The sequence below is a fragment of the Thermohalobaculum xanthum genome, from assembly GCF_016623495.1.
In the GTDB taxonomy this organism is placed as follows: Bacteria; Pseudomonadota; Alphaproteobacteria; order Rhodobacterales; family Rhodobacteraceae; genus Thermohalobaculum; species Thermohalobaculum xanthum.
Map to the genome: position 1 here is coordinate 922,758 of NZ_JAEHHL010000001.1, position 13,744 is coordinate 936,501.

The following is a 13,744-nucleotide window of genomic DNA, read 5'->3' on the forward strand; positions in this document are numbered from 1 at the left end:
TCGATCTTTCAGTCTTGGGAAAGCCCGCGCGCGACGGCGGCGCAAGGGACGGTCGCGCGGTCGATAGCACAGCGGCGCGGCATGGTCCAACGCCGCAAGACGCGATCAGGCGCGGGCTTGCGGGTCGGTGAGAATGCGGTGTTCCTCGAGCGCGAAACGGTCGGTCATCCCCGCGATGTAATCGGCCACTACGCGTGCCCGGCCCGTGGCGTCGGGGGCGGCAAGCGCCGCGGCGCTCCATTCGTCCGGCATGAGGTCCGGCGATTCCGAGAAGATCGCGAAGAGCTCGTCGACCACGCGTGTCGCCTTGATGCGCATGCGCTTGACCCGGTAGTGGCGGTACATGCGGTGAAAGAGGAACTCCTTGATGGTCGCGATCGTGCCCGCCATCGACGACGAGAATGCGACGACCGGCGCATCGAGCGCCTGCACCGCGCCCATGCTTGCAGGCGCCGCCGCGGCCAGGCGCGTGGCCGTCTCGGTCAACAGGTCGTCCACCATCAGGCCGAAGACACGGCGCAGAGCCTCGTGCCGGCGCTTTTGCGGCACGAGGCCGGGATAGAGCCTGTCCACCTCGGCATAGCAGCGCTGGACCAGTGGCAGCGCCTCGGCCTCGGCCTCGGTGAAGAGGCCGGCGCGCAGCCCGTCATGAAGGTCATGATTGACATAGGCGATATCGTCCGAGAGCGCCGCCACCTGTGCCTCGGCGCTGGCGCGCGTGTGCAGCGCAAGGTCATGCCGGGCGTTGTAGTCGGCGATCGCGAAGGGCAGCGCATTCATGGGCGCGTCGGCCGTGGTCAGAAGCGGGCCGTTGTGCTTGGCGATCCCCTCGAGCGTTTCCCAGGTCAGGTTGAGGCCGTCGAAGGCGGCGTAGTGCCCCTCGAGGCTCGTCACGATCTTCAGCGCCTGGGCGTTATGATCGAAGCCGCCATGATCCTTCATGCAGGCATCCAGCGCGTCCTCGCCCGTATGGCCGAATGGCGTGTGACCAAGATCGTGGGCCAGCGCCACCGACTCCGCGAGATCCTCGTTGAGACGGAAGTGCCGGGCGATGGTGCGCGCGATCTGCGCGACCTCGAGGCTGTGCGTGAGGCGCGTGCGATAGTAGTCGCCCTCGTGCTCGACGAAGACCTGCGTCTTGTGCTTGAGACGACGGAACGCGGCCGAGTGAATGATGCGATCTCGATCGCGCTGGAACGGCGAGCGATGGGCGCTCTCTTCCTCTGGATGAAGCCGCCCGCGCGAGCGCGACGGGTGGGCCGCAAAGGGCGCTAGCCTGTCCTCGTCCATGCCCCGCCCCCTTGTTCCGTGGCTTGCGCTGGATACATACTGCACCATGACGCCGGGCGCGAGACCTGCCCGGCCAAAGGTTACGCATCAGCGGAGATGCCGAAATGGACCTGACCCTCCCCGTGAAGGTGACGCCGCGCGTCTTCTCGCGACTCGCCGAGATCGCCGAGTCGCAGGGCGCGCCGGCCAGCCTGCGTGTCGCGGTCCTTGGCGGTGGTTGCTCGGGGTTCCAGTACGAATTCAAGCTGGAGGGCACGCCCGAGCCCGATGACCTGGTGATCGAGGACGGCGGGCAACGGGTGCTGGTCGATCCTGAAAGCCTGCCCTTCCTGTCGGGCGCCGTCGTCGATTTCAAGGACGAGCTCATCGGCGCGCGCTTTGCCGTCGAGAACCCCAATGCCACATCGACCTGCGGCTGCGGCACCAGCTTCTCGCTCTGACCCTCGAAATGAACGCGCCCGCCATGAGGCGGGCGCAGATCGTGCCTGAACGCTTTCAGCCGCGAAGCCGCCTCCTGAGTTGGAGCGCGGCCGCTTGGCGTCAGTTCTCGTCGCCGGAGGCGGGTGCCTCGGCGCCGGATGCCTCGGTCTCGGCCGGGCGCCGACGCGGGCGGCGCGGGCGGCGCGCCTGCGGGGCCTTGGCCTCGGACGCGGCGGGATCGGCAGCATCCGATGCCTCGCCCACATGGGGCTGGCCACTCGGCTGATCGGTCGTCACCAGGAGATCCTGCTGATCGTCGTCGCTGAGGTCGATCGTTGCCATCGAGCTCACGACGTTCGGCGCGCTATGCGACGGAGACCCGTCGGAGGAAGGCTGCGAGCCGTGATCGCGGCCATTGCTGTGCTGCGGGTTGCCACCCTGCGGACGATGCTCGCCGCCGCGATGACCCTGAGACGCCTGCGGCGTGTCGTCGGCATCGTCGTCGTCCTGATCGGAGGCGACGCTCTCGCGCCGCTCCTCCTGCGCGCCCATCGCCTGCAGGACGATCCGCTGGTAATGCTCGGCGTGCTGAAGGAAATTCTCGGCCACGACCCGGTCGCCCGAGGTCTGCGCGTCTCGCGCGAGGCTGAGGTATTTCTCGACGATCTGCTGCGGCGTGCCGCGGACCTTGCCCTCGGGTCCCGCGCTCTCGTAGACGCGGTTCAGATTATTGCCGCCACCGCCGCCGCCCTTGCGACCGCCGCGACCCCTTGCACGGTTGGATTTCTGCGCTTGTCTCATCTCACACTGATCTTGCTGCGGCCACCGTGCCGGGACACGAGGGATACCCGATCCGCAATTCTGTTGTGCAGCAGCGACCGCACACGGCAGAAGACGACGGGTTATGGCGCGTGATTCGATGCGTTTCCGGCCACCCCGACGGCGCAAGCCTTTGATGCACCTCGACCGGAATATTTTTTGTATATTCCTTTTTTCGCCGGGCTCAACCCGATTTATCGGTTTTCGGCCATTTTTCTTGCCGATTGCACCAAAACCACACGTTCATGGCCGTTCAAATCGCGCAAGATTTCGTGATGGACAAGGCCTGCGGCAGAAAAGATCGCAGCCACCGCCCGCGCCTGGTGGACGCCGACCTCGACCAGAATGCGCCCACCCGGTGCAAGATGCGCGCCCGCCCCCGCTGCGATCGCGCGGTAGGCGTCAAGCCCGTCGCCACCCGGCGTGAGCGCGATCCTCGGCTCGTGTAGCGCCACCTCGGGCTCGAGGTCGGCCATCTCGGCCTCGGCAATGTATGGCGGGTTCGACACGATCAGGTCGAACTCGCCCGAAACCGCGTCGAACCAGTCCGAGAGCACGAACCGCGCCCGGCCCGCCACGTCATGCGCCGCGGCATTGTCAGCCGCAACCGCCAGCGCATCGGGGCTGACATCGACACCGGTTCCGATCGCCTCGGGCCATTCGGCCAGCAGCGTGACCAGGATGCAGCCGGTTCCCGTGCCGAGATCGAGCACCCGCCGGGCGGCGGAGCCAGAGAGCGCCGCATCGATCAGCGTCTCGGTTTCGGGCCTGGGATCAAGAACCGCCGGCGTCACGCGAAAGTCTCGCCCCCAGAAGGTTCGAAGGCCGGTGATCTGCGACACCGGAACCCGCGCCTCGCGCCGTGCGAGCGCCTCGCCAAAGCGCGCGAGTTCGCCGGGCGAGGCCGGGTCCTGAAGGCCGGACGCCAGGCCCGCGCCACTCAGCCCCGCGGCCCAGCGGTAGAGCAGCCGCGCGTCGCGATCGGCGCCGGGAACGCCCGCGGCACTCAACCGGGCGCTGCCCCGCCGGATCGCTTCGGCCCGGGTCTGGCTCATCCGGCAGACATCTCCGCCAGAAGTGCCGCCTGGTCGGCTTCGATCAGCGCATCGGTGATCTCGTCGAGATCGCCCGCCAGCACCTGGTCGAGCTTGTAGAGCGTGAGGCCGATCCGATGATCGGTCACGCGACCCTGCGGAAAGTTGTAGGTTCGGATCCGCTCGGAACGGTCGCCCGACCCGACCTGCCCCTTGCGGGTAGCGGCGCGCTCGGCGTCGGCGCGGCGGCGTTCCAGATCAAAGAGCCGCGCGCGCAACACCTCCATCGCGCGCGCCCGGTTCTGGTGCTGCGATTTTTCGGAAGCGGTCACGACGATGCCGGTCGGCAGATGCGTGAGTCGAACCGCTGAATCGGTGGTGTTGACGTGCTGCCCGCCGGCGCCGGACGCTCGCATCGTGTCGATACGGATATCCTCGGGGCGGATCTCGACGTCCACCTCCTCGGCCTCCGGCAGCACGGCCACCGTCGCCGCCGAGGTATGGATTCGGCCACCCGACTCGGTCACGGGCACCCGCTGCACACGATGCACGCCGGATTCGAACTTCAGGCGCGCGAAGACACCGCGTCCGCGGATCGCGGCGACGATCTCCTTGAGGCCGCCCAGATCGGCGGGGCTCTCGTCGAGGATCTCGACCGACCAGCCGCGCGCCTCACAATAGCGGGTGTACATGCGAAACAGATCGCCCGCGAAGAGCGCGGCCTCGTCGCCGCCCGTTCCGGGGCGGATCTCGATGATGGCGGCACGCTCGTCCGCCACGTCGCGGGGAAGCAGCGCGAGCCGGAGCGCCTGTTCCAGCGCCGGGAGCCGTTCCTCGATGTCGTCGATCTCCTCGCGCGCGAGCCCACGCATCTCGGGGTCCTTGAGCATCGCGCGGGCGGCGGCGAGGTCAGACATCGCCGCCTGCCAGTCGCGGATCGCGCCGACCACGGGACCAAGCGCGGCATAGTCGCGGCTGAGAGCCGCGATCTCGCCGGGCGCGGCGGCTGTGGCGAGGCGGGCCTCGAGATATGCCGAGCGCTCGAGGATTTCGTGCAGTCGTTCGGTCGGGATCATCGCTCTCAGTTGCCCCGGCGGCCTGCCTCCGTCAAGACGCCGCTTTGCGAACTCCGCGATTGGGTTTACCCTTTTCGGATGAGAATTGCGCTCGCCCTGGCCTTGTTCCTGGGGGCCGCTGCGGAGCACGCCGCGGCGCAGTACATGCCGCCCGCAAATCCGAACTACACCCCCGCGCCGCCCAAGGAAGGTTACAGCTATCCCGACTGCTATTGCACCGACAGCAGCGGACGGCGTGTCGACGTGGGGCAGTTCGCCTGCCTTCGGATCGGAGCGCGCGAGGTCTGGGCGCTTTGCGATTGGTCGGTGAATGTCACCACCTGGCGCTACCGAAACGGCGAAACCTGCCCGACCAGCTGACCGGCCCGCGGCCCGGCCCCTCGCGTCACTTGTCCCCGTCGAGCGTCGAGAGCCAACCTTCCACCCGGCGTCGGTTCACACCGAGATCCGAGTAGCCAAAGCGCGAGCGCGACCAGATTGCCAGCGCCGCCCCGTCCTCGCCCTCGACTGCACGGACCGAAATGTAGTCAGGAAAACCGAAGACGGCCGAGCGCTGCACGTAGGTGGCGAACAGAAGCTGCGGTCCCCCGGCAATGCGCTCGACCCGTGGCGTCGCGAGCGCGATGGCGTCGAACCGCGTCATCAGATCGAGCGCCGGCATTGACCGCGGCACCATCATCCGGTCGGCGGGCGAGTTCATCCCCTGGGGCAGGACCAGATAGTCGTTCGGCGCGCCACTGCGCGCGGCACCGAGCGGGTCGGTATGCCATTCGGTCGGGTTGAGCGGGACGACGCGCATGCCGATGGCAAGCGCGATGACGAGAACCACCACCGCCGCGACGATGCGGCCTGCCACCCGGACGACCCGCTGTCTCAGGGATCCAGGTGCCAGTTCCATGCTCGCGGAGGCGGTGCGGCCAGTCATCTCACTCGGCCGCCCGCGCCGCTGCCTCGCGCTCGGCCTCGATCTGCGCGGCGCGCTTCTCGACAAGCTCGACGATGTGCTCGACCATGCGGTCGTTGTCCATCTTGTGATCCTGCTTGCCGGCCACATAGACCATCCCCGACCCGGCGCCACCGCCGGTGAAGCCGACATCGGTCATCAGCGCCTCGCCCGGGCCGTTCACGACGCAGCCGATGATCGAGAGGCTCATCGGGGTCTTGATGTGCGCCAGCCGCTCCTCGAGGATCGCGACCGTCTTGATGACGTCGAAGCCCTGGCGCGCGCAGGACGGGCACGAGATGATGTTCACGCCGCGGTGGCGCAGGCCCAGCGACTTGAGGATCTCGTAGCCGACCCGCACCTCCTCGACCGGATCGGCGCTGAGGCTCACGCGGATCGTGTCCCCGATGCCCATCCAAAGGAGGTTGCCGAGCCCGATCGACGACTTGATGGTGCCTGACATGAGGCCGCCCGCCTCGGTGATCCCGAGATGGATCGGCGCATCCGTCGCATCGGCCAGCGCCTGGTACGCGGCGGCGGCCAGGAAGACGTCCGACGCCTTGCAGCTGATCTTGAACTCGTGGAAATCGTTGTCCTGCAGGATCTTGATGTGGTCGAGGCCGGACTCGACCATCGCCTCGGGGCACGGCTCACCGTATTTCTCGAGCAGATCCTTTTCGAGGCTGCCGGCGTTCACGCCGATACGGATCGAACAGCCGTGGTCGCGCGCGGCCCTGATGACTTCCTTCACGCGCTTCTCGTCGCCGATGTTGCCGGGGTTGATCCGAAGGCAGGCGGCGCCAGCCTCGGCCGACTCGATGGCGCGCTTGTAGTGGAAATGGATGTCCGCGACGATCGGGACATCGACATGCGGGATGATGTGGCGCAGTGCCGCCGAGCTGTCTTCGTCCGGCACCGAGATGCGCACGATATCGGCCCCTGCCTCGGCGCAGCGATTGACCTGCGCGATGGTGGCCTGGACATCAGTCGTCAGCGTGTTCGTCATCGTCTGAACCGAAATCGGTGCATCGCCGCCGACCTCGATGCGGCCGACCCGGATCTTCCGGCTCTTGCGCCGGTAGATGTCGCGCCACGGGCGGATATGGTTGATGCTCACGCGTGGCCTCCTGAGCGGCTCGGGTTTCGTGCGGAGAAATAAGGTGTCGTGCCGGTCAAGTCGAGGGGAGATCCGACCCGAGACGCCCCGGGCGCATCAAGCGCGGCCACTCGGCGACACCGCAACGGCGTACATATGACCGCCGCTGCACCGTTCTCGAGCGACCGCTGCGACAACCGCCGCCCGGTCGGCATAACAGGGCAGATCAGTTTTGGATTTCCGCCGAGGCGCTGCGCATGTCGCCAGCAGCATGTCCCGTCGCGTCGGGAAGGCCGCTCGCAACAGGCACCGACCCGCGCAGGTCGGCCGGCACAAGCGAGAAGTTCTTGACGACCTTGCCGGGCGCGCCGACCGGACCGTGAAGGATGCCGCCGACCGTGACATAGACACCGCCGGCGTTGCCCACATGAAGCACGGGAGCATCTGCGCGGTCAGGCACCTCGAACCGGTCGCCCGGCTTGAGCAGCCCCTCGAAGAGAACGGCACCGGCCGCGTCGCGGACACGGAGCCATGCTTCGTCGGCAATCACCAGCGCAACGTGATCGGGCGCCTCGACGGCCGCGCCCTCGGCGGTATCGGCAGGTGGCTCGGTTTGCCTCACGGCCGCGCCGAAACCGGGATGCCCTCGCTCCTCGACGGGCGTGACGGTCGCGAAGACGGCAAGCGGCCGGTCGTCTGCGCCTCCCGCAGCCCTCGGCGAGCGCGGCAGGTCGAGATGCTTGGCGAAAACGCCCGAAGTCGCAGGATCAATCGCCGAGATCGGGCCGTCACGCCGCCCCATCGCGGGGGCAGGCAACTCGGCTGGCGTGGCAAGCGCGAGCGCACCACCACCCGAATAGGCGCTGGCGTCGGGGCGGGCCGACAGGGTCACCGCTTCCTGTGCGATCGCCGGGGCCGAGATCACCGGCGCATCGGCCACCACTGCCGGGGCTTCCGGCAACGGGGCGAAGCCGACCCGCTGGATATCCTGCACCAGCGCATAGCCGCCGTAGCCGATGCCGCCGACAAGGCCGATCAGCGCGACCACGGAAAAGACACCGCCCAGTGAGATCGGAGCCCCGATCCGCCGCGCACGCGGCGCATAGGCAAATCTCGACTGTGTCAGGCCCGATGTGGGAATCCCGACGGCCGCACGCGCGCCCGCGTCGGGCGAGCGCGTCGAGTTCGCCGCGGGATCGGGCACCATGCCGAACGTCGCGAGCGGCGAGCGGAAGCCCGACTCCTCGCAGAAGCGCTCGTAGCAGTGCTCGGGATCCATCGACAGATAACGCGCATAGGACCGGACGTAGCCGGGCACCACGCTGCGATTGGGAAAGGCCTCGATGTCGGCGTTCTCGATCGCCGACAACATGTCCGCTTTTATGCAGAGGTCTCGCTCGGCATCTCCGAGCGACTTGCCAAGACAAGCGCGCTCGCCGCGCATCTCGTCGCCAAGCGTGAGCTTGTAATCATCAAAGCCCCGAAGTGCCACTCGGGCTTCTCCTGCTCAGGTCATCGCCGCGCCATCGTTCCGATGGTCATTCCGCCTCTTCCACAGTTTTACAAAAACGTCGGAAGAATTCAATCGGAACAACCCCTCGACACATCTTTTCTAACAAAGAAACGCTGTGCAGCAGGATCGTTCCGCAGAGATTCGCGAAATTCCATCCATGGCCCTCCGCATTGCATCCAAACAACAGAAACGCAAGGCTCGCTGTGGCGATCTACTGGCGCACTCTCGCGGCGACGCGACCGCGATCAGTAAGCGAAGCGAATCTCCTCGGTCCAATAGCGCTCGAGCCGGCGCAGAAACTGGTTCACTCGGTCGAACCCGTCGGGGCGCAGCCAGTCGGCGAGCCCGAGATCCGCGGCGTGGCGCCGGAGAAGATCGGCGACGATCCCGTGGATCTCCATACCCCTCGCGGTGAGCCTGATACGGACGGTCCGCCGGTCGAGATCGCTGCGCCGGTGCTCGATGAACCCGGCCTCCGCCAGCTTCTTCACGTTATAGGAAACGTTCGATCCTTGATAGTAGCCGCGACTGCGCAACTCGCCCGCCGTGAGGGTCCGCGCGCCGATGTTGAAAAGCAGGAGCGCCTGCACCGCCGTGAGCTCCAGTTGCTCCGAGCGTTCCAGCTCGTCCTTGATCACATCGAGGACCAGGCGGTGAAGGCGCTCGATCAGCGACAGCGTCTCGGCATACCCCGCGACGACATGTGGCCCTGCCGCGTCGTCACAGCTGAGCACAATGGCCATTTGGGGTCTCATGCTTCTCTCCCGCGGCAGGTCTTCGCTGGCACGGGGGAGTGTCGTCAAGAATGGCAAACAGGGCGTTAAAGGAAGTGCGCGCGCCTCGCCTTTTTCGCCCTGGGTGGGACGCCTCAGTCCTTGCCGCTCAGAACCTCGATGATACCCGAGAAATCGCGGTCCGATTTTCCCTGCAGATCCATCAGCGAGTAGAGCTGGGTTGCGTGCGCCCCCAGCGGCACGTGCGCCCCGGCCGCCTGAGCGGCCTCCATCGCGATGCGGAGGTCCTTGAGCATGAGCGCGGCGGCGAAGCCCGGCTGGTAGTCGCGGTTGGCAGGCGAGGTCGGCACCGGCCCCGGCGTCGGGCAGTAGTCGTTGAGCGACCAGCAGCGCGCCGTCGCAGTCGAGGAGATGTCATAGAGCTTCTGCGCGTCGAGCCCCAGCCGGGCGGCAAGGTTGAAGCCCTCGGAGACCGCGATCATCTGGATCGCAAGCATCATGTTGTTGCAGATCTTGGCGGCCGAGCCCGCGCCCGAGTCCCCCGCATGGAAGATGTTCTTGCCCATGCCCTCGAGCACGGGACGCGCCTTGGCGAAGGCCTCAACGGAACCGCCGACCATGAAGGTGAGCGTGCCTGCGGTCGCGCCGCCCACGCCGCCCGACATGGGGCTGTCGACCATCATCTGCCCCGCAGCCTCCGCCGCCTTGGCCACCGCGCGAGCCGACTCGACATCGATCGTCGAGCAATCGATGAAGACCGTCCCCTTCGGCGCCGCGGCGAGGATTCCGCCGTCGCCCTCGTAGACGGCCCTGACATGCTTCGCCGCGGGCAGTGCTGTCACCACCGCGCTTGCGCCCGCCACCGCCTCAGCCGCCGAGCCCGCAACCTTGCCCCCTGCCTCGGCCAGCGCGGCGCGGTTCGCCTCGACCATGTCGAAGCCGGTCACCTCGTGCCCCTTGGCGACCAGGTTCTTCGCCATCGGCAAGCCCATGTTGCCAAGCCCGATGAAGCCGATCTTCATGTCCGTCCCCTCCCGTCTCGTGAATTCTCGCGGCCGCACCGCCTTGCGCCGGACTATCGGGCGGGCACCTGCGCGGGGCAAGGCGTAAGTCGCCGCAGCGGCGACGCATGAACGGCCGCGCCGCGGCGCCTTCCTCGTCCTCGCCCCTGCTTTGCTGAGTGCGTCGCTCAACTCGGGAGCAGCAATCCTGGCCGCCGGACCCGGGAAGTACGAGATGATCGGAATATCCCCGCAGGACAGCCGCCGAACCAGCAAGCAGCAACGGGAGGGCGCCGTCGTGTCTATGGCTTGACGCAGAGCGAGCCGAGACCCCGCCTTAACCGATCTGGTGCCACGCCGCGATGCTGCGGAGCAGCCCCTCGTGTTCCGCTGCCGGGGCGGCCGCGCCGCTGACCCAGGCGTAGAGATCCTGGTCGTTCTCCTCGAGCAGCGCCTCGTAGGCTGCGAGTTCCCTCTCGTCGAGGCGCGCGAGCTCGCTGTCGGCGAAGGGGCCGAGGATCAGGTCCATCTCGCGCGTTCCGCGTCGCCAGCTGCGGATCTTGAGGCGCTTGAGGCGGGTCTCGCGGCTTTCGGTCATCGGCTCCTCCGGGGTTTCGCCCGGCTTATAGCGGGGTCTCATACCTCGGGCCACAGCCAGGCCGCGCCGATCACGCCCGCACTGTCGCCAAGTTGGTTACGAAGGATCGGTGTGTCGAAACAGTCCGAGAAGACATGCGGCCGGGTCGCGCCACGCAAGTCGCGATAGAGATGCTCTAGATGCGAGAGCCCGCCACCAAGCACGATGCAGTCGGGATCGAGGATGTTGACGACCACCGCCAGCGTGCGGCCCAGCCGATCGATATGGCGCGAAAGCGTTGCCAGCGCCGCCGCGTCGCCTTGCGTCGCGCGCGCCGCGATCTCGGCCGCTCGCGCGCGCTCGCCCGTCACCTTGGCGTGGTCTCGCTCGAGCCCGGTGCCCGAGATCCAGGTCTCGGCACAGCCCCGGCGGCCGCAGAAGCACTCCGGGCCGGGGCGCTCGTCGTCATTCGGATCCGGCAGCGGAATATGGCCCCATTCGCCGGCGATGCGGTTGGGGCCGACATGAACCCCGTCATGCACGACGATGCCGGCGCCGGCGCCGGTCCCCAGGATCAGCCCCAGCACCACGCCATATCCCTGCCCCGCGCCGGCGCGCGCCTCGGCCAGCGCGAAGCAGTTCGCGTCGTTCTCGATCCGGACGGGGCGGCCAAGCGCTTGGGCAATGTCGCGATCGAAGGGTTGGCCAATCAGGACCGTCGTGCTCGCGTTGCGCACGAGCCCCGTGACCGGCGAGAACGAGCCCGGGATGCCAAGCCCTATCCCCGCCGCACGCCCGCCTGCCGCGTCCTCGACCCGGCCAACCAGCGACACGATGTCCGCTACGATCTTGTTGTAATCTTCGCGCCGCGTCGGCACCCGCTCGCGCGCCAGGATCTCGCCACCGGGGCCGAGCGCAACCGCCTCGGTCTTGGTGCCGCCCAGATCGACGCCGATGCGCATTGCTCTTGCCCCCCGCGATGACGATGCGCGAGCCTATGCATGCCCGCGCACCGCGCGCAACGGGGCCGGAGGGTCAGGCCGCGCCGGCCTGCGTCTTGAGGCGCTTCTCGACGCGCGCCATCCGCTCGAGCACGCGGGCCTGATCCAGGCGGATATCGCGCAGCTCGGCGAGCAGCTTGCCAACCTCGCTCGAGGTGTCCGCCGGCACCGAGTTCGGATTGGGGCCACCGGGGCCCTCGCCGGTCATGAGCCAGATCAGCGAGACATTGAGCAGCCCAGCCAGCATCTGAAGCCGGTTGGCACGCGGCTCGGAGCGGTCCGCCTCCCAGGCCTCCAACGTGTCGCGCCGCACACCCAGACGCCGGGCAAGCTGGGCTGGCGTCATGCCCTGCGCCTCGCGCGCAAGGGAGAGCCGGTCACCAAACGTTGCCGCGGTGTCAGTATAATCATCCATGCGGTAATCCTCCGTATATGGCGCAAATTCGCGCGTCTCGGGGCGGCGCTGCCGATGGGCGCCACGGGCGTCACTTGACGCGGAACACGGGCTAGAGAGCCACCCCGGGGGATCGGGCGATGCACGGCCGACCCCGGCATGCGTCTTGTGTGTGCGTTCTATCTCGCCTGCCCCCGGATGTCACCCCTCGCATCGACGGCCGCGTCCCCTCGTCGCGCGCGGCAATGCGAGCACAGATCGGCACGGTTGACAAAAAACGTCGCGATTTCGGGGGTAAAGCGGTCGCCCGGCGCTTGCCGCGCGCGCTCGCGGGGCGTATCACGCGCGACGATCCGCTTTCTCGCACAGGAGAACCTTGCAATGGCCTTCCTCGCCGACGCTCTCGCCCGCGTGAAACCCTCGCCCACCATCGCGGTCTCGACGCTTGCGGCCGAGCTCAAGGCCGCCGGACGCGACGTCATCTCGCTGGGTGCGGGCGAGCCGGACTTCGACACGCCGCAAAACATCAAGGACGCCGCGATCGCGGCGATCAACGCCGGTAAGACGAAGTACACCGCGCCCGACGGCATTCCCGAGCTTAAGAAAGCCATCTGCGCCAAGTTCGCGCGCGAGAACGGGGTCGAGTACAAGCCCAGCCAGATCTCGGTCGGCACCGGCGGCAAGCAGGTGCTCTACAACGCCCTGATCGCCACGCTCAATGCCGGCGACGAGGTGCTCATCCCCGCGCCCTACTGGGTGAGCTATCCGGACATGGTGCTGCTGGGCGGCGGCACGCCCGTGGTGATCGAGACCTCGATCGACACGGCCTTCAAGATGACGCCCGCGCAGCTCGAGGCCGCGATCACGCCGAACACCAAGTGGCTGATCTTCAACTCGCCGTCGAACCCCTCGGGCGCCGGATATTCGCGCGACGAGCTGAAGGGGCTGACCGACGTGCTGATGCGCCATCCGCATGTCTGGGTGATGACCGACGACATGTACGAGCACATCGCCTACGAGGGCTTCGACTTCGTGACCCCCGTGCAGGTCGAGCGCGGCCTCTACGACCGCACGCTGACCGTGAACGGCGTCTCCAAGGCCTATTCGATGACCGGTTGGCGCATCGGGTATGCCGGCGGACCCGAGCAGCTGATCAAGGCGATGGCCAAGGTGCAGTCGCAGTCGACCTCGAACCCCTGCTCGATCAGCCAGTGGGCAGCGGTCGAGGCGCTGAACGGCCCGCAGGACTACATCGCCGAGTCACGCAAGGCGTTCCAGCGCCGCCGCGATCTCGTGGTCTCGATGCTGAACCAGGCGACCGGCATCGAGTGCCCGACGCCCGAGGGGGCCTTCTATGTCTATCCGTCGATCCGGAAGCTGATCGGCAGGAAGACCCCGGCGGGCGTGGTCATCGAGAACGACGAGGTGTTCTGCACGCAGCTGCTCGAGACCGAAGGGGTGGCGGCGGTGTTCGGCGCGGCCTTCGGCACCAGCCCGAACTTCCGCGTGTCATACGCGACCTCGGACGAACTGCTGGAAAAGGCGTGCGAGCGCATTCAGCGATTCTGCGCCAGCCTCTCGTGACGCGGCGCGCCCGGAGCCCTCTTGCACGGCTTCGGGCGCGATGCTAGATCGGCGGCATGCATGCCCGGGCGGGTATGATGTAATGGTAGCCTGTCAGCTTCCCAAGCTGAACGCGCGGGTTCGATTCCCGCTACCCGCTCCAAGCGCCCCCAAACACTCCGTGATCACAACCGGTTAGCCGCGTCCGCGGGATCAACCGTTCGCGTGGTTGGCGATGTGTTTCCTGTGGCGCGATCGACCGCGCGCTTGCGCCTCGGCCGAT

General features: G+C 67.5%; 15 protein-coding genes and 1 tRNA gene. 4 read left to right on the forward strand and 12 right to left on the reverse strand.

What is annotated here, in order from left to right; all coding sequences use genetic code 11:
- Positions 1-105: 105 nt before the first annotated feature.
- Positions 106-1,290 (reverse strand): deoxyguanosinetriphosphate triphosphohydrolase, encoded by a 1,185-nt coding sequence (locus H0I76_RS04315; protein ID WP_200607448.1) that lies wholly within the window; start codon positions 1,288-1,290, stop codon positions 106-108.
- Positions 1,291-1,394: 104 nt separating this feature from the next.
- Here H0I76_RS04315 and H0I76_RS04320 point away from each other — a divergent pair, with 104 nt between their 5' ends.
- Positions 1,395-1,730: a HesB/IscA family protein gene (locus tag H0I76_RS04320; protein WP_200607451.1), complete on the forward strand. Its 336-nt coding sequence runs from the start codon at positions 1,395-1,397 to the stop codon at positions 1,728-1,730.
- Between the two features lie 100 nt (positions 1,731-1,830).
- Here the strand turns inward: H0I76_RS04320 and H0I76_RS04325 are convergent, their stop codons facing one another.
- The 3 genes from H0I76_RS04325 to prfA all read right to left on the reverse strand — a co-directional run bounded on the left by H0I76_RS04325 (position 1,831) and on the right by prfA (position 4,639).
- On the reverse strand, positions 1,831-2,511 hold the full coding sequence (locus tag H0I76_RS04325; RefSeq protein ID WP_200607453.1) for a DUF4167 domain-containing protein: 681 nt from the start codon (positions 2,509-2,511) through the stop codon (positions 1,831-1,833).
- A 212-nt stretch (positions 2,512-2,723) separates the two neighbouring features.
- Positions 2,724-3,584 carry a peptide chain release factor N(5)-glutamine methyltransferase gene (gene prmC / locus H0I76_RS04330; RefSeq protein ID WP_200607455.1) on the reverse strand — a complete coding sequence of 287 codons (861 nt, stop codon included), beginning with the start codon at positions 3,582-3,584 and terminating at the stop codon, positions 2,724-2,726.
- A complete protein-coding gene (gene prfA, locus H0I76_RS04335) occupies positions 3,581-4,639 on the reverse strand; it encodes a peptide chain release factor 1 (RefSeq protein ID WP_200607458.1) in 1,059 nt (352 codons plus the stop codon). Before prfA ends, prmC begins: the two co-directional genes overlap by 4 nt.
- 78 nt (positions 4,640-4,717) lie before the next feature.
- Between prfA and H0I76_RS04340 the strand changes: the two genes are divergently transcribed.
- Positions 4,718-4,999: a hypothetical protein gene (locus H0I76_RS04340; protein WP_200607460.1), complete on the forward strand. Its 282-nt coding sequence runs from the start codon at positions 4,718-4,720 to the stop codon at positions 4,997-4,999.
- Positions 5,000-5,024: 25 nt separating this feature from the next.
- Here H0I76_RS04340 and H0I76_RS04345 read toward each other — a convergent pair whose 3' ends face one another.
- From H0I76_RS04345 to H0I76_RS04380, 8 genes are all read right to left on the reverse strand, one after another.
- Positions 5,025-5,564, reverse strand: a complete 540-nt coding sequence (locus H0I76_RS04345; RefSeq protein ID WP_200607462.1) for a DUF1499 domain-containing protein — start codon at positions 5,562-5,564, stop codon at positions 5,025-5,027.
- A gap of 1 nt (position 5,565) precedes the next feature.
- Complete coding sequence (gene ispG, locus H0I76_RS04350) at positions 5,566-6,699, reverse strand: flavodoxin-dependent (E)-4-hydroxy-3-methylbut-2-enyl-diphosphate synthase (RefSeq protein WP_200607464.1); 1,134 nt, start codon at positions 6,697-6,699, stop codon at positions 5,566-5,568.
- Positions 6,700-6,904: 205 nt separating this feature from the next.
- Positions 6,905-8,170: a RodZ domain-containing protein gene (locus H0I76_RS04355; RefSeq protein WP_200607466.1), complete on the reverse strand. Its 1,266-nt coding sequence runs from the start codon at positions 8,168-8,170 to the stop codon at positions 6,905-6,907.
- Between the two features lie 266 nt (positions 8,171-8,436).
- The gene (locus H0I76_RS04360) at positions 8,437-8,946 is read right to left on the reverse strand and encodes a MarR family winged helix-turn-helix transcriptional regulator (protein ID WP_234455070.1); all 510 of its coding nucleotides are present in this window, start codon (positions 8,944-8,946) and stop codon (positions 8,437-8,439) included.
- A 113-nt stretch (positions 8,947-9,059) separates the two neighbouring features.
- Entirely contained in the window at positions 9,060-9,986 is a 927-nt protein-coding gene (gene mmsB, locus H0I76_RS04365) for a 3-hydroxyisobutyrate dehydrogenase (protein WP_200607469.1), read from the reverse strand.
- Positions 9,987-10,263: 277 nt separating this feature from the next.
- Positions 10,264-10,524 carry an FAD assembly factor SdhE gene (locus H0I76_RS04370; RefSeq protein ID WP_200607471.1) on the reverse strand — a complete coding sequence of 87 codons (261 nt, stop codon included), beginning with the start codon at positions 10,522-10,524 and terminating at the stop codon, positions 10,264-10,266.
- A gap of 38 nt (positions 10,525-10,562) precedes the next feature.
- Positions 10,563-11,465, reverse strand: a complete 903-nt coding sequence (locus tag H0I76_RS04375; protein ID WP_200607474.1) for an ROK family protein — start codon at positions 11,463-11,465, stop codon at positions 10,563-10,565.
- Positions 11,466-11,538: 73 nt separating this feature from the next.
- Positions 11,539-11,919, reverse strand: a complete 381-nt coding sequence (locus H0I76_RS04380; RefSeq protein WP_200607476.1) for a helix-turn-helix domain-containing protein — start codon at positions 11,917-11,919, stop codon at positions 11,539-11,541.
- 360 nt (positions 11,920-12,279) lie between these two features.
- Here H0I76_RS04380 and H0I76_RS04385 point away from each other — a divergent pair, with 360 nt between their 5' ends.
- Complete coding sequence (locus tag H0I76_RS04385; protein ID WP_200607478.1) at positions 12,280-13,482, forward strand: pyridoxal phosphate-dependent aminotransferase; 1,203 nt, start codon at positions 12,280-12,282, stop codon at positions 13,480-13,482.
- Positions 13,483-13,550: 68 nt separating this feature from the next.
- Positions 13,551-13,624, forward strand: a tRNA-Gly gene (locus H0I76_RS04390).
- The last annotated feature ends 120 nt before the right edge of the window (positions 13,625-13,744 follow it).

Bases quoted from the DNA above. Each gene is read 5' to 3' on its own strand.
- H0I76_RS04315 (WP_200607448.1), bottom strand. From the start codon at position 1,290: ATGGACGAGGACAGGCTAGCGCCCTTTGCGGCCCACCCGTCGCGCTCG.
- H0I76_RS04320 (WP_200607451.1), top strand. From the start codon at position 1,395: ATGGACCTGACCCTCCCCGTGAAGGTGACGCCGCGCGTCTTCTCGCGA.
- H0I76_RS04325 (WP_200607453.1), bottom strand. From the start codon at position 2,511: ATGAGACAAGCGCAGAAATCCAACCGTGCAAGGGGTCGCGGCGGTCGC.
- prmC (WP_200607455.1), bottom strand. From the start codon at position 3,584: ATGAGCCAGACCCGGGCCGAAGCGATCCGGCGGGGCAGCGCCCGGTTG.
- prfA (WP_200607458.1), bottom strand. From the start codon at position 4,639: ATGATCCCGACCGAACGACTGCACGAAATCCTCGAGCGCTCGGCATAT.
- H0I76_RS04340 (WP_200607460.1), top strand. From the start codon at position 4,718: ATGAGAATTGCGCTCGCCCTGGCCTTGTTCCTGGGGGCCGCTGCGGAG.
- H0I76_RS04345 (WP_200607462.1), bottom strand. From the start codon at position 5,564: ATGACTGGCCGCACCGCCTCCGCGAGCATGGAACTGGCACCTGGATCC.
- H0I76_RS04360 (WP_234455070.1), bottom strand. From the start codon at position 8,946: ATGAGACCCCAAATGGCCATTGTGCTCAGCTGTGACGACGCGGCAGGG.
- H0I76_RS04370 (WP_200607471.1), bottom strand. From the start codon at position 10,524: ATGACCGAAAGCCGCGAGACCCGCCTCAAGCGCCTCAAGATCCGCAGC.
- H0I76_RS04375 (WP_200607474.1), bottom strand. From the start codon at position 11,465: ATGCGCATCGGCGTCGATCTGGGCGGCACCAAGACCGAGGCGGTTGCG.
- H0I76_RS04380 (WP_200607476.1), bottom strand. From the start codon at position 11,919: ATGGATGATTATACTGACACCGCGGCAACGTTTGGTGACCGGCTCTCC.
- H0I76_RS04385 (WP_200607478.1), top strand. From the start codon at position 12,280: ATGGCCTTCCTCGCCGACGCTCTCGCCCGCGTGAAACCCTCGCCCACC.